General features: G+C 38.5%; 17 protein-coding genes. 4 read left to right on the top strand and 13 right to left on the bottom strand.

Annotated elements, in window-relative coordinates:
* Positions 1 to 7: 7 nt before the first annotated feature.
* Positions 8 to 1,288, top strand: coding sequence for a glutamate-1-semialdehyde 2,1-aminomutase (hemL, locus tag I6F47_RS12815; RefSeq protein ID WP_197183973.1), 1,281 nt, complete (start codon positions 8 to 10; stop codon positions 1,286 to 1,288).
* A 178-nt stretch (positions 1,289 to 1,466) separates the two neighbouring features.
* Entirely contained in the window at positions 1,467 to 3,308 is a 1,842-nt protein-coding gene (locus I6F47_RS12810; protein WP_121954084.1) for a methyl-accepting chemotaxis protein, read from the top strand.
* Between the two features lie 65 nt (positions 3,309 to 3,373).
* On the opposite strand, the gene mrcB is transcribed toward I6F47_RS12810, so the two are convergent.
* The 4 genes from mrcB to I6F47_RS12790 all read right to left on the bottom strand — a co-directional run bounded on the left by mrcB (position 3,374) and on the right by I6F47_RS12790 (position 8,888).
* Positions 3,374 to 5,716: a penicillin-binding protein 1B gene (gene mrcB, locus I6F47_RS12805; RefSeq protein ID WP_010555510.1), complete on the bottom strand. Its 2,343-nt coding sequence runs from the start codon at positions 5,714 to 5,716 to the stop codon at positions 3,374 to 3,376.
* Between the two features lie 150 nt (positions 5,717 to 5,866).
* Positions 5,867 to 7,096: an ammonium transporter gene (locus tag I6F47_RS12800; protein WP_010555509.1), complete on the bottom strand. Its 1,230-nt coding sequence runs from the start codon at positions 7,094 to 7,096 to the stop codon at positions 5,867 to 5,869.
* Positions 7,097 to 7,105: 9 nt separating this feature from the next.
* The gene (locus I6F47_RS12795) at positions 7,106 to 7,444 is read right to left on the bottom strand and encodes a P-II family nitrogen regulator (RefSeq protein WP_004587162.1); all 339 of its coding nucleotides are present in this window, start codon (positions 7,442 to 7,444) and stop codon (positions 7,106 to 7,108) included.
* Positions 7,445 to 7,664: 220 nt separating this feature from the next.
* Positions 7,665 to 8,888: a response regulator gene (locus I6F47_RS12790; protein WP_010555508.1), complete on the bottom strand. Its 1,224-nt coding sequence runs from the start codon at positions 8,886 to 8,888 to the stop codon at positions 7,665 to 7,667.
* A gap of 365 nt (positions 8,889 to 9,253) precedes the next feature.
* On the opposite strand from I6F47_RS12790, the gene I6F47_RS12785 reads away from it, so the two are divergent.
* The gene (locus I6F47_RS12785) at positions 9,254 to 10,771 is read left to right on the top strand and encodes a S10 family peptidase (protein WP_165728472.1); all 1,518 of its coding nucleotides are present in this window, start codon (positions 9,254 to 9,256) and stop codon (positions 10,769 to 10,771) included.
* A gap of 39 nt (positions 10,772 to 10,810) precedes the next feature.
* Here the strand turns inward: I6F47_RS12785 and I6F47_RS12780 are convergent, their stop codons facing one another.
* The 4 genes from I6F47_RS12780 to I6F47_RS12765 all read right to left on the bottom strand — a co-directional run bounded on the left by I6F47_RS12780 (position 10,811) and on the right by I6F47_RS12765 (position 15,785).
* Complete coding sequence (locus tag I6F47_RS12780) at positions 10,811 to 13,042, bottom strand: ATP-binding protein (RefSeq protein ID WP_197183972.1); 2,232 nt, start codon at positions 13,040 to 13,042, stop codon at positions 10,811 to 10,813.
* The gene (locus I6F47_RS12775) at positions 13,029 to 13,838 is read right to left on the bottom strand and encodes a phosphate/phosphite/phosphonate ABC transporter substrate-binding protein (RefSeq protein ID WP_197101429.1); all 810 of its coding nucleotides are present in this window, start codon (positions 13,836 to 13,838) and stop codon (positions 13,029 to 13,031) included. The genes I6F47_RS12780 and I6F47_RS12775 overlap by 14 nt, the downstream gene beginning before the upstream one ends.
* Before the next feature lie 192 nt (positions 13,839 to 14,030).
* Positions 14,031 to 14,261, bottom strand: a complete 231-nt coding sequence (locus I6F47_RS12770) for a hypothetical protein (protein ID WP_231609223.1) — start codon at positions 14,259 to 14,261, stop codon at positions 14,031 to 14,033.
* Entirely contained in the window at positions 14,262 to 15,785 is a 1,524-nt protein-coding gene (locus I6F47_RS12765; protein ID WP_165728469.1) for a CYTH and CHAD domain-containing protein, read from the bottom strand.
* 294 nt (positions 15,786 to 16,079) lie between these two features.
* Here I6F47_RS12765 and I6F47_RS12760 point away from each other — a divergent pair, with 294 nt between their 5' ends.
* Entirely contained in the window at positions 16,080 to 16,685 is a 606-nt protein-coding gene (locus tag I6F47_RS12760; protein WP_197183971.1) for a TIGR04211 family SH3 domain-containing protein, read from the top strand.
* Between the two features lie 32 nt (positions 16,686 to 16,717).
* On the opposite strand, the gene I6F47_RS12755 is transcribed toward I6F47_RS12760, so the two are convergent.
* The 5 genes from I6F47_RS12755 to I6F47_RS12735 all read right to left on the bottom strand — a co-directional run bounded on the left by I6F47_RS12755 (position 16,718) and on the right by I6F47_RS12735 (position 22,823).
* Entirely contained in the window at positions 16,718 to 17,779 is a 1,062-nt protein-coding gene (locus I6F47_RS12755) for a DUF21 domain-containing protein (protein WP_076925166.1), read from the bottom strand.
* Positions 17,780 to 17,964: 185 nt separating this feature from the next.
* Positions 17,965 to 19,317 (bottom strand): magnesium transporter, encoded by a 1,353-nt coding sequence (locus I6F47_RS12750; RefSeq protein WP_007584828.1) that lies wholly within the window; start codon positions 19,315 to 19,317, stop codon positions 17,965 to 17,967.
* Positions 19,318 to 19,631: 314 nt separating this feature from the next.
* A complete protein-coding gene (locus I6F47_RS12745) occupies positions 19,632 to 20,381 on the bottom strand; it encodes a serine/threonine protein kinase (protein ID WP_197183970.1) in 750 nt (249 codons plus the stop codon).
* A gap of 117 nt (positions 20,382 to 20,498) precedes the next feature.
* Positions 20,499 to 21,035, bottom strand: a complete 537-nt coding sequence (locus I6F47_RS12740; RefSeq protein ID WP_231609222.1) for a MarR family winged helix-turn-helix transcriptional regulator — start codon at positions 21,033 to 21,035, stop codon at positions 20,499 to 20,501.
* A gap of 120 nt (positions 21,036 to 21,155) precedes the next feature.
* Positions 21,156 to 22,823, bottom strand: a complete 1,668-nt coding sequence (locus I6F47_RS12735) for a methyl-accepting chemotaxis protein (protein WP_197183969.1) — start codon at positions 22,821 to 22,823, stop codon at positions 21,156 to 21,158.
* Positions 22,824 to 23,268 lie beyond the last annotated feature (445 nt).

Raw genomic sequence — 23,268 nt, 5'->3', positions numbered from 1 at the left:
ATTTTTCATGACAATTAGCCAAGACTTATTTGAACGCGCTCAAGCCTCTATTCCAGGTGGCGTAAACTCGCCAGTTCGTGCTTTTAACGGTGTAGGCGGTACGCCGCTATTTATTACAAAAGCAGAAGGCGCGTTTACATTTGATGCCGACGGTAATCGTTACATCGATTATGTTGGCTCTTGGGGGCCTATGATCATGGGCCATAACCACCCTGCAATTAAACAAGCCGTGCACGAAGCAGTAGAAAATGGCCTTAGCTATGGCGCGCCAACTAAAGCCGAAATACTAATGGCTGAAAAAGTAAAAGAGCTGGTTCCATCAATCGAAAAAGTACGCATGGTTAGCTCAGGCACTGAAGCAACAATGAGTGCAATTCGTTTAGCACGTGGCTTTACCGGCCGCGATAAAATATTAAAATTTGAAGGTTGTTACCACGGCCATGCTGACTCGTTATTAGTTAAGGCAGGCTCTGGTGCACTAACAATGGGCGTACCTAATTCTCCTGGTATTCCTGAGGACTTTGCTAAGCATACACTTACTGTATCGTTTAATAACCTAGATGAAGTAAAAGCTATTTTTGCAAAATACGCTGACGAAATTGCCTGTATTATTGTAGAGCCAGTAGCCGGTAACATGAACTGCATTCCACCAGTGCCAGGCTTTTTAGAAGGTTTGCGTGATGTGTGTGACGAATATAAATCAGTACTTATTTTTGATGAAGTAATGACGGGTTTTCGTGTTGCACTTGGCGGCGCACAAGCGTATTACAACATTAAACCAGACCTTACGTGTTTAGGTAAAGTCATTGGCGGCGGCATGCCCGTTGGCGCGTTTGGTGGTAAAACCGAAATAATGGATTACATTGCGCCTGTGGGCCCTGTTTACCAAGCGGGTACTCTTTCTGGTAACCCTATTGCGATGGCTGCAGGTTTAAAATCACTTGAGCTATTATGTGAGCCAGGTCTACACGATAAGTTAGAAGCAACGTCTAAAGCAATTTGTGAAGGCTTTGAAGCTGGCGCTAAAAAAGCAGGCATTGCATTAACAACTAATTATGCTGGCGGCATGTATGGATTCTTTTTTACCGATGCTGAAAAAGTAACGACATACAAACAAGCGACTGAATGCGACCTAGAGCGCTTCAAACGTTTTTTCCACCTTATGCTTGAAGAAGGCGTGTACCTTGCTCCATCAGCATTTGAGGCTGGTTTTGTATGTGCTGCGCATACTGAACAAGAAGTAAAAGACACAATAGCGGCAGCAGAACGCTCGTTTGCTAAACTTTAAGTTAAAATTACTTTTTATATTTTATAAACGCTTGTTTTTACAGTATGTAATTAAGACTAAAGATTGAAAAAAGCCCGAAAGGGCTTTTTTTATTTGTAAAGTAATATAAATGAATGATAATTAAGCATAACAAGGTCTATTCACCTTTACCCTAATTACAAAAATACAAGAGAGCCTTATGTCAGGATTACGCCAATTTTCTTTTCCCGCTATCCAGCTAATGGCAAATTTAAAATACAAAACTAAAATCAGCTTAATGTTTGGAATTTTACTCGTTCCTCTTGCACTTAGTTTGTTCTTTTTAGTCTCATTATTAAGTGAAAGTATCGCTGTTTCAAAAATGCAGCAACAAGGTTTAAAAGGCTACAGGTCAATACTCTCAAATCAAATGCAGGGGGAAGCAAATCAAAATATAAAAATAGCTCGCTCACTCGGTTTTGATATAAAAGACGATCAAGCAAATGATGTACTTGAACTTGTTTCTATCCAGTCTAACTTAGCATTAGATAGCCAGTTAGCTAGTGCTTACGTAAACCGCTCTTTAGTCACACCAATTCCTGCACTTATAATGCAAATAAACTCGACAGCGCAAAGCGCAAACACTGTTTTGGCAAGTAATCGTTTTACGCCAGATACGTTTATAGCACTTTCAAATTTTAGTAAGTCACTGCCTTTATATGAAAAACAACTCGATAAAATACTCAATGTAGCCACCAATGCTGACAAATCAGTAAATAAAGCGCTCATGCCTTCGTTAAATAATTTACACAGTGCTGTTGGTGCATTTAAAAAAGCGATAGATGAAAAACTACTTGAGCCAGACGATATTTTGTTAACTCAATCAGAATTTACTAAACTAACAAACAATGTTCACAGCAGTATTAATCAACTTGTTAGTAAGAGTATTCCAACGCTTGAGAGCCTTATTGAAGCAAAACTGCAAACTCAACAGTGGACTCGAAATCTTGTTTTAGCCGCTTCATTAATTAGTTTGTTATTTGCATTTTATTTAATGATTGGTTTTTATTTTGCAGTTGTTGATACTATTAATCGCTTTGCTGATGCCGCTAACAGAGCCGCAAATGGCGACTTAAATGCCACTATCGATTCGAGCACTAATGATGAAATGGGAATTATTGCATCGCGCTACAATGCATTACTTAATGCATTTTCACATTTATTATTTGATGTTAAAGCAAGTACAGAAGAGCTATGCGGCGCAACTAAATCGCTATCACATGCGAGTAGCCAAACAAGCAATGATGTTTCAAAACAGCAAATTCGAGTAAATGCCATTTATAATGCACTCAGCGAAATGGCTCAAAACGCACTTGCTGTTGAAGAGTCAGCGCATCAAGCAACGCTTACCGCGCAAGATGCTGCTGCGCATGTAAAGCAAGGTTCAGACAATACAATGGAGCTTGCTAAATATATGCAAGATCTACAAATTGAATTTGCAGAGAGCCAACAAGCGCTCGATAAGCTAGCACAAGATAGCCAAGAAATTAGCAAAGTAAGTAAAGGTATTAGTGAGATAGCCGATCAGACAAACTTGCTTGCACTAAATGCCGCTATTGAAGCTGCACGAGCTGGCGAGCATGGTCGAGGCTTTGCCGTTGTAGCTGATGAAGTAAGAACTCTTGCTCAGCGTACACAAACACAAACACAAGAAATTCACCAAATTATTAGCTCCTTACAACAAGCATCTGACGACACTCAGCAAAAAATGCGTTCAAGTGTTGAAAAAATGGAGCAATCGGTAAAAGCAGCCAATCAAACCAATGAAGTATTGCAAAGCGCAGAGCAAAGTATGGGCGACATTAAACATCAAGGTGAAGTTATTGCAGAGCGTGTTAAACAGCAGTCAAATGCGACAACACAAGCATTGAATGATTCGCAAGAGGTGAGTAATTTAGCAGATCAAACGCTAACATCAGCTCAATCAACGCTGCAAGATGCACAGCAGCTAAGTCGCTTATCTAATGATTTAACCAAATCAATGCAGTTTTTTAAATCTTAAGCGTTAACTACAACTCACAAAAAAGCCGCTAAATAAGCGGCTTCGTTGTTTAAAGTAGTCTTAGATTAACGAATACATTGTGGTCTTGGCTCAAACTCACTCGCTCTAAGTGGTAGCTGAATCACCTTGCCACATCCTGGTGGTGCCTGCTTACCCGTTTGCTCATTTACAAATGCCCAGCGTATTGATGGCGGACGCGTATCGGCTATTGCTTGTGGATTAAGTGGCTTTAAGTAGCGAATATATGCTTCTAATGCACCTACGCTGCCCGTTAAACCCGTGCTTTTGTTGTCGTCTCGACCAAGCCAAGCTACCGTCACTGTATTTTGATCAAAGCCTGCAAACCAACTATCACGTAAATCGTTACTAGTGCCAGTTTTGCCTGCAAGTTGGATTGATGGGAAGTGTAAATTTAAGCGTTTAGCAGTGCCGTCTTTCGTTACGCGTTTCATCGCGTATTTAGTCATATACATTGCAGATTTATCAAAACGAGGCTCTGCATTTACTTTATGCTTATAAAGTACTTTACCAACCGAGTCAGTTAATGCCGAAATTGCAGTGAGCTTTTTATATTCGCCATCTGCAGCAATTGTCGTATAAAGCTGAGCAACTTCAAAACTCGACATTTCAACAGCCCCTAAAAGCAACGATGGGTATTCGTTTATCGCCCCTTTAGCGCCTAATCCTTTTAGTGTTTTCGCGACTTTATCAACACCTACATCGAGGCCTAAATTAACCGCTGGAATATTAATACTGTTACTAAATGCTTTATAAAGAGGGATTGCTCCACGGTATTTATGATCAAAATTTTCTGGTTGCCACACTTTTCCCTGCTCATTTGTAACCTGTACTGGCGAGTCATCAAGCAAAGTAGCTAAATTATAATGTGGTAATTGCAATGCGCTTAAATACACAGCCGGTTTTACCAGCGAGCCAATATTACGCTTTGTATCTAAAACACGGTTAAACCCTGAATAACGAACATCGCGCCCTGCAACAAGTGCAGATACACCGCCCTTTTCTACATTAACAGAGATCATGGCTGCTTCTAGTTTTTCGGTTCTAGGACGATTTTCCAGGTACGGTAAGCTCTTTTCAATAGACTCTTCCATTGCTGTTTGCTTTTGTAAGTCAAAATAAGTAAATACTCTTACGCCTGCATCAAGTGTTTGCTGATCTGGCAATAATTCATTTAGTTCTCTGTTTACTAACTCTAAATAGCCTGGATATGATTTTTGTAAACTCGCTTTCATTGGCGCAATATCAATTGGGCGATTAAGCGATGCACGGTACTCTTTTGTGCTAAGTAGCTTGTTTTCAACCATAAGGCGAAGCACTAAGTCTCGGCGCTCCATTGTGCGCTCTTTATAGCGACGTGGATTGTAATAAGATGGACCTTTAACCATTGCCACCAGCAAAGCAATTTGATCGTACTCAAGCTCATCTACCGGCTTTGAAAAGTAAAAGTCAGCAGCAAGCCCCATACCGTGCACACCTTGGTTGTATGACTGCCCTAGGTATACTTCATTTAAGTAAGCTTCTAATATCTGATCTTTTGAATAACGATAATCTAAAATAAGGGCAATAAAGGCCTCATTTATTTTTCGTACTAAAGAACGCTCACGTGTTAGGTAAATATTTTTAGCTAACTGCTGAGTAAGCGTACTACCACCTTGAACGGTGCGCCCCGCTTTAATATTAGAATAAAGCGCGCGTAAAATAGAAAACACTGATACACCATGATGTTCGTAAAAATCACGGTCTTCAACCACCAATAGCGTATCTTTTAGCATTGCTGGAAACTTATCTAGTGGTACAAATTCTCTATCTTGTTTAGAGTCATTACCAATACGCGCTATTTGCACAGGCTCTAGACGAGCTGAATTTAAACGCCTACCAAACTTATCTTTAATGGTCGCAACTTTTTGCCCTGCAAAGCGAAGTTCAATAATATGTGATTCTTCAAGGCCATCATAAAATTCAAAATCACGACGATAAATCTTGATGCTATCTGCTGTTTTAACAAACTGTCCTGTGCGGCTTAATCTATTAACCGATGAATAATTTAAACGCTCTAGCTCAAACACTACTTCCTGACTTGATAAAAATTGCCCCGGATAAAACTCCATAGAACGAGCATACACTTGCGCTGGAAGTTGCCATTTATTACCTTCAAATATACGCGTTGTTTTTGAATCTAAATAAATGAAATACATTGCCATTGCAATAAAAACAGCCAAGCTTAGTTTCCAAAACACTGACCATGTTTTTCTCATAAAAGAGCGTTTAACAGTGGTTTCCACTGTTTTTTTACTGCCCTTTGAGGTGCTTTTTTTTGTCTTGCTTGACGATTTACTTGCACGTTTAACTGCAGGTTTACTGGTAGGTGTTTTTTTATTGTCGGCCATTTAAGTGTAATTTATTCCAAGGGTTATTCACGAGTGTGAGCTTAGCATATTGGATATATCCTAACATCCGAAAAGTTAACCCCCCCTGAAACAAAAAAAGCCCTACCGAAGTAGGGCTTTGTGTAAACACACTATTATTTAAATAAACTATTAGCTATTTCGAACAGAAACAAACTCTGGGTAGGCTTCAATACCACAATCGTGTTGATCCATACCGTTTAGTTCTTCTTCTTCGGTTACTCGTATACCCATTGTTTTGTTAAGCACAGTCCAAACAATAAATGATGCTACAAATACAAAGGCAAGAATACATACTAGACCCGTTAACTGATTAACAAAGCTTGCGTCACCATTGGTTAGCGGTACTAACATAATACCTAATGCGCCACACGTACCATGAACAGAGATAGCACCCACTGGATCGTCAATCTTAACTTTATCAAGTGCTATGATACTAAATATAACAAGTGCACCACCAAGTAGACCAAGTAGACATGCCATTAATGGTGATGGAGATAGAGGGTCTGCTGTTATAACAACTAAGCCAGCTAATGCACCATTTAAGACCATTGTTAAATCTGATTTACCCCAAAGTACTTTACATACAAACAGTGCTGCAATAGCACCCATTGCAGCTGCTGCATTGGTGTTAAGTAATATTTGGCCTACTGCAGTTGCGTTTTCTTTATCCGAAAGTAGTAATTGAGAACCACCGTTAAAGCCAAACCAACCCATCCATAAAATAAATGTACCTAGTGTAGCAAGTGGTAAGTTTGAACCTGGAATCGGGTATATTTCACCGTTCTTACCATATTTACCTTTACGAGCACCTAGGATTAATACACCAGCTAGTGCAGCTGCTGCACCTGCGCCATGCACAATTGCAGAACCTGCAAAATCAACAAAGCCCATTTCAGATAAGAAACCGCCACCCCATGTCCAGTAACCTTCAATAGGGTAGATAAAACCAGTTAGTACTACAGCAAAACCTAGGAAAGCCCACAGTTTCATACGCTCAGCAACAGCACCCGATACAATCGACATAGCGGTTGCAACAAATACTACTTGGAAGAAAAAGTCAGATTCTAAAGAATGGTCAGCATCGGCAGCTTGTGTACCAATTAAAGCGCCTATTGAAGGAATGAAACCACCTTCGGCATTGTCTACATACATAATGTTGTAGCCAACTAATAAAAACATCGTACATGCAATTGAATATAGCGCGACATTTTTAGTTAAAATTTCAGCTGTGTTTTTAGAGCGAACTAAGCCCGCCTCTAACATGGCAAAACCAGCTGCCATCCACATTACTAATATACCTGATATTAAAAAATAGAAGGTATCGAGTGAAAACTTTAGTTCTATTATTGTATTTTCCATGAGACCCCCTTAAATTGCTTCTTCGTCAAGTTCGCCAGTACGGATACGAACAATTTGATCCAAGTCGTACACGAAAATTTTACCGTCACCAATTTTACCTGTTGATGCAATTTTAGTGATTGCTTCAACAACGCGTTGACAATTTTCAGTACGCGTTGCAATTTCAAGTTTGATCTTAGGAATAAAATCTACTTGGTATTCTGCACCACGATATAACTCAGTATGACCTCGTTGACGTCCAAAACCTTTAACATCAACTACTGTCATCCCCTCAATTCCTAAATCAGCGAGTGCTTCACGCACGTCGTCTAATTTAAATGGTTTTATGATTGCACTAATCATTTTCATAGCGGCCCCCTCGGACTCTTTATTGTTATCCTATTGGGTTAAACAATCCAACCTTTGTGCCACTATTTTATATCAATTAAAAACAGCCACTTAGTAAAAAACACAAACTCAAGATCAAAAAAAACGCACCAATTAGGTGCGTTAATTTAACAAGTCAGCTACATTGGTGCGTAGTATATCTCTATATATTTATCACGTACCTAGCTTTGTTTAAGAAGGGTTATACCACGCAGTTTCTGCCTTGGTTTTTAGCTTCGTATAATGCTTTGTCAGCAACACGCATTGCCTGCGTTAAGCTAGTGTCTTGAAAGTCAGCCAAGCCTATACTCGTGGTAATTTTAATTGATTTATCGCTAATAGAAAAATCGTAACTAGCCATCTTTTTCCTAAATGCTTCAAAGTATTCACGACCGCGTTCTAGCTCTATTTCAGGTAATATTATGGCAAACTCTTCTCCGCCAACCCGTGCAACCGTAAACTTTGAAAACGTAGATCGGATTAATGAACCAACCTGCTTTAAAGCCTGATCGCCGCCTTCATGGCCTAATGTATCGTTAATGTTTTTGAAAAAATCGATATCAAGCAATGCCAAAGTATTTTTCTGGTTTTTACTTTTAAGGAGCTTTTCTGCATATTGATAAAAGTAGCGTCGGTTATGAAGCCCTGTTAAGTGATCCCTATGTGCGCTTTCTTTAATATCTGAAATTAACGACAGTTGCTCCATTGTTTGAAGTACTCGACAATGAAACTCTTCATTCATAAATGGCTTTGTTAAAAAGTCATTGGCGCCGTATTTAATAAATCGTGCTGATAGGCCATGCTTTCCCGCGCCCGATAAGCCAATAATTGCTAAGTCGTCTCGGCCTCTAAAATTACGTACCGCTTTGACAAGTTCAAAGCCATCCATAGAGGGCATAGCGTAGTCGGTCATAAGTAGCTTTATATCAGGATTAGCTTTTAATATTTCGAGTGCTTGTTGTCCATCATGGGCATCTGTTACATCAAACAATTGCTTTTCTAGCATTTGCTTCATTAACGAGCGACTTAGTAATGAGTCATCTGCTATTAGTGCTTTACAGCCTTGATTTCTGAGTAATTGCGCAACGAGCTTAACGGCATAATGGTAAGAATCGCGATTATCTTTAATAACATAATCAACTACGCCCAATTCAAGCATTTGTTGGCGCTTGTACTCATCTATTTTTGAGGTTAAAACAACCGTAGGAATTTTTTTAGATAAAGTATATTTTGCAACTTCACCGTGCGGAGCATCGGGTAGAGTTAGATCAACTAACGCAAGCGTATAATCGTGCTTTTCTACATAGGTTACGCATTCTGCTAGAGACCAAGCAAAATCAATTGCTACATCAAGGTATTGTGCAGTTAAGTGGCGAAGCACCTGCTGCACGACTTTACTGTCTTCAACCACTAATACTCTTTGCATAAAGCTTCTCTTTACCTTTAATTAATTTTGTAACAAAACGACAAATACAACGCTATTACTGCAATAGCATTAGCCATAAACATCCGGTGTAGAGTGCACCTATGTGCTTGAAAGCGTAATCCATTAGATTTTTTTGGTGATAGCTTGTATATAAAATAAATACAAGTAGGCCCGCAATATACCTGAATTCTGTGATTAACTAAATAAAGAAACCAAATCCCAAATAACTATAAAAGTGGTTAGCACGCATCTCTAAGCGCATTAATACCTTACTTAACTAGTATTATCGGCCACTAGTCTCAATACTTTTGTTATTTAACTCATTAATGTCTTTAATGGTGTATCAACAATAATAAGGACACCTAATGAAGCTTAGTCGTATTATCAGTTTACCGATAACCGTTATTGCATTAATAATCAGTACAAGCACGCTTGCCGATAACCAACGTCGTATTGATGTAGACAGCAAAGTTGTTACTCAACATAAAGCTAAAATCAACGGTCAACGCTTTAATTACACCGTTGCCACAGGCACACAACCTGTATGGGATGATAAAGGCGATGCGGTTGCGACATTGCAATACACCTACTATACACGCGACAAAGTTGACGACAGGACAACTCGTCCATTACTTATTTCGTTTAATGGCGGGCCAGGTTCGGCTTCTGTATGGATGCACCTTGCTTATACTGGTCCTCGCGTATTAAAGATTGATGACGAAGGCTATCCAATTCAACCTTATGGCGTAAAAGACAACCCATATTCTGTACTTGATATTGCCGATATTGTTTACGTAAACCCTGTAAATACTGGCTACTCTCGCGTACTTGAAAACGAAAAAGGCGAACTTCCTTCTAAAGCAAAACAAAAAGAGCTATTTTTTGGTGTTAATGCCGATATTAAATACCTTGCAGAGTGGTTAAATACTTTTGTAAATAGAGCTGAGCGCTGGCGATCGCCTAAATTTTTAATTGGTGAAAGCTACGGTACAACACGTGTATCGGGTCTTGCTCATGAGCTTCAAAATAGTCAATGGATGTACATAAACGGTGTTGTTCTCGTATCACCCACTGATATTGGTATTAAGCGCGACGGCCCGATTAAAGCCGCTAACCGCCTACCTTACTTTGCAGCGACTGCTTGGTATCACAAAGCACTTAAAGCCGATTTACAAGCTAAAGATCTAGATGAGTTATTACCTGAAGTTGAAGAGTTTACTGTAAACGAGTTAATCCCAGCGCTTGCTAAGGGTGGCTTTATTAATGCTGAAGAAAAACGTCGAATTATTACAAAAATGGCACACTACGCTGGCTTATCAGAAAAGTTTGTTGAACAAAATAACTTGGATATTCCAACTCAATTTTTCTGGAAAGAGCTACTACGTGAACGTGGTCAAACTGTGGGTCGCTTAGATTCTCGTTATTTAGGAATAGATAAACGAGGCGCGGGTGAATCCCCAGACTACTGGGCTGAACTTACCTCTTGGTTACACTCTTTCACTCCTGCAATTAATCACTACTTACGTGAAGAGCTAAACTATAAAACAGATGTAAAATATAATTTATTTGGTAATGTTCACCCATGGGATAGAACCGGTAATAATACGGGCGAAAATCTACGTTTAGCAATGGCGCAAAACCCTTACTTAAACGTGATGATTCAATCAGGATACTTTGATGGTGCAACCAATTACTTTGACGCTAAATATACGTTATGGCAATTAGACCCAAGCGGTAAAATGAAAGACCGTTTGAGCTTTAAAGGCTACAGAAGTGGGCATATGATGTACCTTCGCCACGCTGACTTAGAAAGCTCTAATAACGATTTACGTGACTTTATACAGGACGCTTTACCTAAGAAAGGGGAAGCGGCTAAATACTAAAATATTTTAAACATAAAATGGCTCTTTATGAGCCATTTTTTATATGCGTTTTTCATATCGTAAACAATAGCTTTTAAGTTGCATTACTACATCGTTAAAGCATACTTCAAGCTGCTGTATATATTCACCTTTAACTATTTCACTCTCTGCATGTGTTTCTATCTGCTGGCATATATTTGCCAACTCAATAGCCCCTACCGATTTTGACGACGACTTTAAGGCATGGGCCTGAAAAGCCAAATCAACATAATTTTTACTCTTAGCATACGCATTAGCTAATTTAATTTGCTCCCCTGCCGTTTGTAAAAACGCATTAAACACCATGCAGTGCACAGTAGGATCATCACCAAGCATTGCTTTTAATAACGTGATATCTAGTTGATCAAAACTATCTGAAGCTATATTTTCACTATCAGGTTTTTCTGATCGCGTGTTGACCACTGTTTGAGAGTGCTCCATCAATAACGACTTTAATTTAACAAGCTCAATGGGCTTGGTTAAAAAGCCGTTCATTCCACAATCATAACAATTATCTATATTGTTTTTGGTAATGTTGGCCGTAATTGCAATTATAATAAGTTTATCAAAATGAGTGTTTTCGCGTATTTTTTTGGCTAACCCTAACCCATCGAGTAAAGGCATTTGAATGTCGGTTAGTAAAATATCGAAGTGTTTATTTTGCAGAGTTTCCCAGGCTTGTTCCCCATTACTTACAAAAGTAGAACACACTCCAAGCATGGTTAATTGCTGTTTTAATACTTGCTGATTTGTAACCTGATCCTCTGCTACTAAAACCTCAAGCGTAGGAAGAGTTACTGTATCTAAACTTTGAAGTGTTATTTGAGGAGATTGCACTTGTGCTGGCAAGTCAGTTTGATCAAAGCTATTAAAGTTTAGTGTAAAACAAGAACCTTTGTGCTGCTCACTTTGCGCGCTTAAAGAACCCTGCATACGCTCTACCAGCTGCTTAGTTATCACTAAACCAATACCCGTACCGTTCACTTTACTGGTTTCAGCTCCTAAACGGTCAAAAGGTTTAAATAAGCGAGAAATGTCATCTGGAGCAAATCCACATCCGGTGTCTGTTACATCTATTTCGCATTGTTTATTACTTAACACCCGGCAATTTATATTAATGCTGCCATTTGCTTTGTTGTATTTAATCGCATTTGAAAGCAAGTTAAGCATCACTTGTTTAAAGCGGCGCTGATCAATGTAAATACTCAACCCTTCTAAGGACTCGAAACCTTGGGTATGCAGTGTTATTGATTGCCCTTTAACAAGCTCAGTGACGAGCTCTACTGACTCCTCTAATATGCTTTTAATAGGCACATAAGAAAAACTAAACTGCATATTACCCGACTCAATAGCCGTTAAATCAAGTACATCGTCTATAAGTAATAGTAAATGTTCTCCAGCTTGATAAATGCTTTTCGCGTTTTCTTTTTGTACTTTATTAGCACTTTCATCATATCCATACAGCTGGGCTAAGCCTAAAATTGCATTTAATGGGGTTCTTAATTCGTGGCTCATACTGGCCATAAAATCTGACTTTGCTTTACTTGCTGACTCAGCTTGAATTCGTAATACATTTAATTTTTGATGGTTATTAGCAACCTCATCAACCATGTTATTAAATGCACTTATTACGCTACCTACTTCATTTTGTTGTTGTTTATCTATATGACAATCAAAGTCACCTTTGGCTAAACGTGAAAACCCCTGTTTTAAAGTCCTTAAAGGCGACGTAACCCTGTAATCCACCAGCCAAGCTAAACCTATAAAAACGATAACTAAAATAATAAATTGTATATATATTAAGGTGTAATGAAGTTTTGAAGATTCGTTTATTTCATTCGTAAAATTAACAACCAAGCTAATATTAGCCAGCGGTTTATCTAAAAACACCACCTGCTGAGATAACAACATGTCACCGTTTTTATTTGCTCCAATCCAGTTTTCAAGCGGGTATAATTGGTTATTTGAATCCACATCAACAATTTTAATACTTTTCCAATTAGGGCGAGTTTGGAGTTGGCTGTCTATTTCTTCATACAGCTCTGCATACTGCCTAGTTAACAACGGAGTCGTTATAGAAGTCGATAACTGCGCTAAAGAACGCTGAGCAGCCTTTGAAAGCCCATCGTTTACCCAACGCGCTTGCTCAGGTAAGGCGTAAAACATAAAAAGACAGGCCATAAGCAAGCCACAAAGCAATACAACAATAAAGCTTTGTGCCCTCAGACTACGAAACCCTCTAATTTTCAACATAAAATGAGCGCAAGCCCCACTGAGTTAACTGCTGATACTCTGCTAAAGTTGCAATACTAGGTTTAATAATTGGGATACCTGCAAGTAAATGTTTATGCTCTGGGCTTTGCCCAATATCTAAAATAGCTTGTTGCACTTTTAACTGTATTGCAGGGTCAACCCTTGGGTGGACTACAATTGGATGGCGACTAATTTCACGCGTTTTATAAATAATTTTAAGCTTATTTTGCAAGCTTTCTGGTTGTTGTTTAAATGTGCCCATTACACCACCGCCCGCCATTGTTGAATGCAGTGCTACATTTAAATATACCGAAGGGTGGGTTTGAACATATACAGGCTTTATTGTTAGCCCATACAACAACGCTAAGTCGGCTCTCATTAATAATGACGCACCTAATGCATTAGGTGCAGGGAATGCTATTTCGGCGCCCTCTAGTTGGCTTAAATTATCAATACCACTGTCTTTGTTTACGAGCAAAATACCTTGCAGCTTTCGCCCTGCATCTTTTATTAGTGGCAAATATCCCTGCTTTTCATATGCTACAACACTGTGCCATGGATTCATGTATGCAAAGTCGTACTCGCCATTAGCAAAGGCTTTTTCAAATACCGGAATAGACTCAACTGTAATTAGCTTTATTGATACCCCTGTTTGCTTACTTACTTGCTTTAACAAAGGTTGCCAAATAGCATTTAGCTTTTGCGGCTCATATTGCGGCACTACACCAAAAGTATATTCTTGAGCCAATAAGAGTGAGCTGTGCATCAAACATAATATAGCCACTAAATACTTCATCAATTCTCCAAATAATAGCGTGTCATTATTGCTTAAGCGTAGTTAAAGACTACTCAACACACCATAAAATTATTATATATTCGATATTTAGCACTGACCTACTTTGATTACAGGTCGTTTTGGAGTGTATTTTTATGTGTGAGCATATGATGTAAATTAATAAAGATGTTGTAAGTACTTTTTAGGCCGGCTTTATTGCTTAGCCAAGTAAGGATTGATCCATGAGGCAAAGCTGGTTGGTATTTCGCTCATCTGCGCTTTTATTTCAAAAATATTATCACTGTGGCTTTGATAATACACACTTACGCCATTTTTGTTTTTATACAAATGCCATGTTGGCTCAGCGTAAGTGTTAAAACTAACTAATAAAAGAATAACGAATAAGCACTTTTGTAACTGAATTTCATTACAAAAGCGCATCATTTATTTTTGCCAGTAAGGTTCTATGTCAAATGAAGCAAGGCGACTTTGCTCCATCGCACTAACCAGATATTCAGACTTTTGTTCAAGCCATGACTGGATTTTAGCAAGCTGTTCGTCTTCTTGCCCAGCACATAACTGCTTTAAATACTCAAGCGTACTTAACTCATAAATACCATGAGAGATATCAAGCCAAGGCAATCTAAACTCTAGGCGTTCTTCTTTATCAAATAACGATCCTAAGCAGTTACCGCTCAGTAAACTATTTTCAAGTTGAGTGCGCAGGTTTAAATACGAAGCGACATCGAGTGTTTGTTCTTTAGGGAGTAATTCGTGCAGATTTTTCCAGTCTTTATTAAAAAGCCTACTCGCAATGGACGACACGTTTTGCTCAGCCGCTTGAAGCTCTATTTGCCCCCAATCTTTACGCCACTGTTTATCAATTAACCACGTAGTTAACGACAGTAATAAACGATTATAACGCGCGCTATGAAACAGTGCATTTATATCGTCAATACTTGGCTGTAACTCTTTTAAATCACCAATGACTTGAGTAAGTGCTGGAGCAGCATTAATTTTTTTATAAAAAGCATGGCGTTTAGACGTGTACGTTTTTAATTGAATCGCGTTTTCTACCCACGCTAATTCGCTTAATAACCATTTAAGCTCTGTACGTAAATGTTCTGTACTTTCTTTGGATACTATATCGTCGTACAGCCAAAAAGTATGGCGTATTAGGCTAATGCCGTCAGTTACGCGTTTAAGCGTTTTTAAACTTGGCTTATCGAAATAGCATTGCTCATGCTTTTGCACAAAGCGAATGCCAAAGTTCATGGCTTCAACTAAAGCACGCTCTTGGGTAGTCGACTTTGGTAATTGAACAAAACCAATAGATTTGCTTGGTATTAAAGGTTTTTCATCTGCAAGGCGATAACCACGCGCGGCCTTAGAGTATAATCCTAAACGGATACAGTTCTGGCTAACCAGTACATCTGCAAACGCAAACAACTCATTACGACTGCCCTCAACAAGCTCAATTTCAAGCTCGCTAATAATTTCAATTTTACCCGAAGCCGCAATTTCACCTTTATCGAGTACAACTTCAATTTTAGCGCCACTTTCGGTTTCAATTAACCAAGTACGACGAATAAAGTTAGTACTAAATATTGGATACAAGTTTTTTGAGATTGCGCTTATTTGCATGCCATGAGGCCAAATATCAGCATCAAACGCCATTAAATTAGGGCGACTTGATTCAATTGGTAAATTGTACTCTGGACGTTGGTGTAAACCACCTACAACTTCACCTGCAAGCTTTATAGTTTGCTCGCATTCGCTGTCAGAACAGCGAGTTCTAAAGCCTATGTCAAGCGCTCTAAGCTCTCGGCTTGGCGTGTCGTAGTATGCATTTTGTAAGCTGCGTGACGGTTTATTCTTCACCGTTTTTGCAAATTGAGTAATTAACGAGGGGATCAGTGGAATAACGGCATCTGATACCAAAAATTTCAGTTCTATCTCAGTATCCATTCGGTTTGCGGATTACCTTTAAAATAAATAAGTGCTCAAAATAAACAAAGCACACTAACAATGCAAATTTTTTAGCCTTATTTTAGTGCCTGTTGACCTTTGTGGATTAAAATTCGTTCTATCTAGAGGCAATTTAATCGCGGGGCGAGGTTTGTAACCTAGTGGGCTAGGTAACTGCTACTGGGTTACAATATCAGTCTTGCTATTGAGCTATTTAATCCATACTATCTAACTACTTATGTGAAATGAAAATCACGTTCATAACGGACGCAGCTAGATCAACAAGGTAGATAAATGCTAAAACATTGTTTATTAGGGCTACTTTTAACAGCCACGACATTTATGAGTTATGCACAAGAAGCAAAACCTGCAAATTCAACTGATGCAAACACCGCTTATATTATCGATAATTTATATACTTTTATGCGCTCTGGTGCGAGTAAGAATTATCGACTACTCGGCTCTGTAGATGCTGGAACAAAATTAACCTTGTTATCTGCTGAAGAAAACGGCTTTATAAAAATCAAAGATGATAAAGACCGTGAAGGTTGGATAGAAACTAAGTTTGTTACTAAAACGGCAGGCTTACACCAACAGTACAAAACACTAAGTAGCGAAATGAGCACTATGCAAGAAAACCTGCGCCAAGCTCAAATAGAACTTCCGCAGCTACAAGAGCAAAACCAAACTTTAACTGATCAAAACCTGCAGTTATCGGCCCAAATTACTAAGCTTAAAACAACGCTAGAACAAGAGCGCACTCAAAAAGAAGCAGCGAGTTCAAAAGAGAAACGCCAGCTACTTACTTACGGTGGTGCCATTGCGTTTTTAGGCCTGTTTTTAGGTATTATATTAACGATAGTGTTGTCGCGTCGTAAGCGCTACGAAGGTTGGGCATAACCCTCCTTTCTATTGAATACAAAAAAGCCGCTTTATAGCGGCTTTTTATTCTCTGTATTTTCATGCAGTTCGAGTTTTGGTGCACTCATACCTTTGAGTAACCGACCAAATATATCAGCGCCGGTAATAATGCGCTTCACATCACTCCACACTAACACCACGTCGTGATCAATGGCCCCATCAAACGATTTATCTAAAGAATGACTAGCCCGTATTTTTAAAATAACTTCACTCAGGCGCATCGCTTCATCAGCAACAATAATAGGTCTATGACAATAATGATAAGGATCGAACGACTCTGGTTCAAACAAGGCTGAACGTAAAAAGCCGTCAGCATCTACCACTAATAAAGGCCAACCGTCTTCATTGGTAATGATCACCCAGTTATAACCTGACTTATGTAGTTTTCGTAAAAACTCATTATCAGTCGTTAATGTAAGGTCTGGGAAAATAGGTAAATCAAGCTTAGTCGGCAAAGAAATAATAGAGTCTGGGTCAATTATCTCCCCTTCTTTGGTTACGCTTATTTCATCTAAACTAAAAAAGTTAAGTGCGCCAATTCCCTCAACGTGCTGAACATCAGCCTCTTCCGCTTCTATGTGTTTGCGAATAATACCTCTGAGCTCACTTTCAGCAAAGTACGTAATCCCTTCTTTACCTAGCCATGCATCGAGAATTAAAGCCGTTGGCTTAGCAACTATATAAAACAGAATTTGATAAAACTTAATGAGTGGTGAAAGTAGGCTCGCCATTTTAAGTGCATTACGCGAAAAATAAGCTTGCGGCGTAATTTCACCAATAATAGTAATCGCGATAGTTGAGAATAAAAACGAACTAGCGCCCATTAAAACAGAATCAGAAAGTAGCGTAAGCAGTACGTTTATACCTACGTTACCCCATAAAATAGTCGATAATAAAAAGTTAGAGTCGTTTCGAAGTGCCATCACTTTTATGGCAGCTTCGTTCCCTTTTGTGCTTTCCATTTCGAGCTGGAGTCTGCTTAGCGAAAAAAACGCTAAGTTTAAGCCCGAAAATATTGCCGATTGTGAAATACACAAAGCAATTGCACACCAAATCATGACTTCAAAGGTCATTGTATTTTCCTGTTAGTAATACCAATCCGCAATAATACTTAATCAATTTGAGGGGTTAAATCTGACGCTAACTACGTTAAAAATTTCTGATATAGAACAACTAAATAACGAAATTTTTGCCTTGTTATCGACACGATTTTCTTCCCTCAAAATAGAGCACTTAATTAAGCGAATTGGTATAAGGCTTATAAAAGCAATAAACTGCCTAAACCTAAAAAGGTAACAAACCCAACAATATCGGTAACGGTAGTTAAAATTACCGAGCCAGATAACGCCGGATCAATTTTCATTTTGTCTAAAATAGACGGAATAACAACACCCGCTAGTGACGCAGCGACTAAATTCAATAATATGGCTACCGTAATCGTAATACTGAGCATTAAATCGTTAAACCATAAGAAGGTAAGCAGGCCTATTACAAACGCCCATACCAAGCCATTTACAGCGCCAACACGTAGCTCTTTTTTAAGTAACGCATTGCGGTTTGAATCTGTAACCTGTCCGAGCGCTAAACCACGCACAATAACGGTTAATGTTTGACTACCTGCGATCCCGCCCATAGAAGCAACCACTGGCATTAATACAGCTAGTGCTACAACCTGTTCTATAGTTGCGCCAAATAAACCGATGAACCAAGACGCTAAAAAGGCAGTAGCTAAGTTAATACCTAACCATATACCACGGTTTTTAGCACTTTTTCGCACACTTGCGAACAGGTCTTCGTCTTCACGTAAACCACCGGCTTTAGCGGCAGCTTCATCAGCAATTTCTTGTCGTAATTCATAAGCAGAGGCAATGGTTAATCGCCCAAGTAATTTGTTATCAGCATTAACCACTGGCAGTGCCATTTTTTCACTGTGGATCACCACTTCTGCCGCTTCATATAAATCATCATCAGCATGGAGCGATGAAAAGTCATGATTTGCCAATGTCATTAAGTTATCGGTGTCGCTGGCTTTTATTAAATCATTTACCGCAACCTCACCTATTAAGCTGCCCTTACGGCTTACCAAATAAATAACCTCACTGTATTGCGGTAAACCTTTATGTAGCAATTTTTTAGCGCCACCGGCTGTTAGCTTCTCCGATACTTTTAAAAAGTCAAAACCTAACCAGTGACCAAGTTGTTCTGGCGGGTATTGCTGCGCTAAATCATATTGTTTGGTTTGCGCTTCATCGAGTTGCTTTTTTGCATACTCAACAAATCGCTCTGGTATAACTTCTTCAAGTTCCAGTAGCTCTTCTACATTAACTTCATCAAGAAGTTTAAAAGCCTCAGTGTCTTCTAGTGTTTGCAGCAACCACAAGCAACTATCTTCACTTAAATTAACAAAAATTTCGTGTTGCGTGTCTTCGTCAAGCAACTGCCAAATTTCAAGTCGTTGTTCTTTTGGTATCGCCTCAAAAAGTAATGACAGGTGCTCTGTTGAAAGCGTTAACTGCGCATCTGCTAATAATTTATTTTTGCGTTCTGTTGTATCGCATTGCAATAAATCATTTATGAGCTGTGGAAGTTGGTCTACCGGATACTCAATCATCTTAAAACCTTAAAATTTAAAAGCGCACATTATTTATAGTCTACTTGAACAATAAAAAATTGCAGAAAAAACGTGAACTTATTAAGCATGCGCAAGCTATTTTTGCGCATTGTATGGGCAAACTAAATGCAGTACTAATATTTATTTTAAAAAATTAAAAAAACAGTAAAAGGAATTGTTTTTGAGGGATTAAACAACAAGTAAGCAAACCAAAGGGATTACTTATAATAAAAAAAATCCCATATTAGCTAGGCTAATATGGGCAAAATCACACAATGAATTAGGTGTTTTTAAATTACGGTTTATGCTTTAAATTAAAGTCTATCAGTAATATTTCGTACTAAGTCAGAATCTACAAATTGAGTAATAAGTGCAGCGCCCCACGCATAGCCACGCTGCATTGGGTAACCTTTAAAAATCCAGCGTTTACGCACGTGATTAAAGCGCTCTAAATAGTCTTGCTTTTTTTGTGGCAGAGGTTGCTCACCCAATTTATTCCATGCTTTATATACACCTGACATGTCAGACCCTCGCATAAAGCGTTGCAACCAGCGCGGAAAACGTGAAAAGCTAATAGTGGACTGAAAATCAATAAAATAAGGTTTACCGTCTGCGCCACATAAAATGTTACCCATATTACGCAAGTCTAAATGCACGATGCCTTTACGATGCATTTTTGCTACTTGACGCTCAAGCTCGCTAAAAAAGCTTACTGGTAGCGTTTTATCTTCATGAATTAAAGCGCGCAGTGGTGTGCCTTCAATATAGTTATAAGCTACGGCTATCGGCGATAGTCTACAAAAGCGGTTAGCGACTGCATCAAGCTCAGCTAAACGGCTCAATCCTTTATATTCTTGGTTTACAGATAGTCGCGCAAATGTTTTGCGGATAAATAACGGGCTTTGGCTAAAATCTTTAACAATTAAATCAAATTCATTATCTTTATATCGATACACAATCGCGTTAGCAAAACGTCCCTTATGGACAACACTTAAGTGATGTTGCATAAAAGTATGTTCTGGATATTGCTGCTGTAATTGTACTAACAAATTATTTTCAATCATAACAAACCTAACAAGATGATAACTTTAATTGCCTAGGCAACTATATTATCAAAGTTAGATTCTACGCACAATCAGATCAACTAATTAGCACGCTAACTTTCTGTTGAAACAGTATCGCTATTTTATTGATAATCTATTTGTGGGGGGGGGAATTTCGGGTAATGTATCTAGATTATTTATAGCTTTAAATAGTAAGTCTATTATTTGATTTTTTTCTGGCTCTGAAAAACCATTTAATGCTTGAGCATAGACTTCGTTTACTACAGGCATAATTTCAGGACAAAGAGCTTTACCTTTTTCACTTAAACACAAAATAGTTGAGCGCTTATCAAGCTCACATTGCGTTTTAATAATGAGTCCTTTTTCTTCAAGTCGGTTTAGTAAGCGGCTCATAGCGCCACGATCATAAACCATATACTCGCAAAGTCCTGCAAGCGTATTAACCGACTCTCTCGCAAGTAGTACTACCACAATATATTGCGCTGAGGTTAAGTCCATAGGGAGTAACTTGGCATCAACATGAATGGCTAATCTCGAGCGTAAAAAAGACACTAAACGCCCCAAGTCTTGCTCTGGCGCTAACTCTTCTCGAGTACAACGTTTAATTGATGGCATGTTTTGCATGGTTATTCCACTGTATAGGTATATTTGCATGCTGATAGACCTTAACACATACAAAAAATTCAATAATTTTTATAAAAACTAAGCAGCTAAAACTAAGCCACAAAAATAAAGCCGCTATTAGCGGCTTTTACTGTAAAGCTTTAAACTTTGTTAAATTTTAAACTGGCCAACAAGCTGGCCTAAGTTTTCACCACGCGCAGCTAAATGCTGGCCTACCGAAGAGGTAGTTTTGCTTGAAATAGTTAGTTCATTAACGATTTCTTGAATGGCAAATACATTACGGTTTATTTCTTCTGTAACGCTACTTTGCTCCAGCGCCGCTGTCGCAATTTGCGTACTCATGTCGTTAATTGATCTAACTGAGGTTGTTACCGCACCTAAACTTTCTGAAATAGCACGAGACGATTCTACTGAGCGATTACAACTATTCTGACTCGCTTGCATTGCGGCTACAGCATCCGATACTAAATTATGTAACTCACTCAACATTTCACTAATCTCTAATGTGCTAACTTGAGTACGACTTGCTAAGCTTCTTACCTCATCAGCAACAACAGCAAACCCTCGCCCTTGCTCACCTGCTCGTGCAGCTTCTATTGCAGCATTAAGTGCAAGTAAATTTGTTTGCTCGGCAATTCCACCAATTACGCTTAGTACACTATTAATCTTTTTAGATTGATCACTGAGTGAATCAACTTGTTCTGCGGCTAGGTTTATCTCGCCCATTAGGTTAGACACCTCACTGAGTGAAATATCAACACACTCTTGAGCTTTAGCAACTTCTTGCGTTGCCGCTTGGGTTGACTCTGCCACTTGATTCGTATTTTGAGCCACCTCATGAGAAGTAGCCGACATTTCGGTAATAGCCGTCGCAACAAGGTCTGTTTCATGATTGTGATTAAGTAGTTTGTCTTCAATTAATCGTGTTTGTGTATTTATATCACTAGAGGCTGTTTTTACATCGTGTGTTACATCAACCACATTGGCAATAATGCCATGTAGCTTACTTACAAACATATTAAATGCTTCGCCAAGTTGGCCTATTTCATCGTTAGTATCAATGTCTAAACGTTTGGTTAAATCGCCCTCACCTTTAGCAATGTCGTCAAGGCTTTGCGCCATACGCTGTATTGGTTTTACCATTGTATTTGCGGCAACTAACGCACATATAATAGTTAACACAACCCAAAATAAAGCAATTAGCAATAAGGTCACTACCTTATCATTCATGTGCTCTTGCATTGCTGTTTGATATTTAAGTAGTTCTGCGTCTATATCATCCATATATGCGCCAGTACCAATCATCCAGTTTGTACCTGGGATCATTGCTGCATAGCCCATTTTTTCAACTAAGCCTGTGGTATTTGGTTTTTGAAAATGATAATTAAAAGCACCGCCGCCTTTTCGGGCTTGATCTAATAAGCCCACTATTATTTTTTTACCGTTAGGGTCAGTCATCCCTATTTTATTTTGTCCTTCAATAGCATCACCTAATAATGCATGAAAAACACTAACGCCATTTGTGTCGTATATAAAAAAGTAACCACCTTGACCAAACGTTAAGTCTCTTAAAGCATTTTTAGCATCCTGCTCAGAGCCATTTGCCAATTGATAGAGAACAATTTTGCTTGCAATCTCTACTTCAGTGCCCAATAGCGTTTGTTTGTCACGAATTAGCTTAGTTTGAAATGAATCAAAGTTTTGTTGCTGATTCTTGTTCTCTAAATAATAAGAGCTCAGCATCAAGCTAATCAAAAGTAGCATTAAGGGCAATATAGCTAATAACAACAGTTTGTTTTTTAAGCTTAAATTACTCATTTTTTCTCCGGGTAAATAAAGACGTAGATGCAGCAACAACTAAAACCTAGCAAAAACAATATAGTTTGCAGTTTTACTTATTTGCCCAAAAATAACTTCACTCATTTATATCGCTTTTAACTTATATAAGAAAAGCATAAATAAAAACAGGTAGGACCAAGTTTGTAAGAGGTCAGCTTAGCCACATTATAGTCCCAACTCGACCTTTTAGACACCAATAGCACAGAGACCTTAGTCTTAATCAAAAAATAATTTACCCAACATTTGTCCGTTATTTAAAACACTATCTATAGAATAGTATTCATGTAGGTTTACTGCCTGTATTTTAGGTTAATTAGTTTTATTTGTAGCAAGTTAGAGTATTTAGCAAGTGAGTATAAATATTGACGACAAGGTAAAATCAATATGTAGAGATTAATTTTTTATTAACATATAATAATCCTAT

It is taken from the genome of Pseudoalteromonas sp. NZS37 (assembly GCF_015864265.1).
In the GTDB taxonomy this organism is placed as follows: Bacteria; Pseudomonadota; Gammaproteobacteria; order Enterobacterales; family Alteromonadaceae; genus Pseudoalteromonas; species Pseudoalteromonas arctica.
Note: the sequence above shows the minus strand (reverse complement) of the source record. Positions and strands in the feature narration are given on the sequence as shown.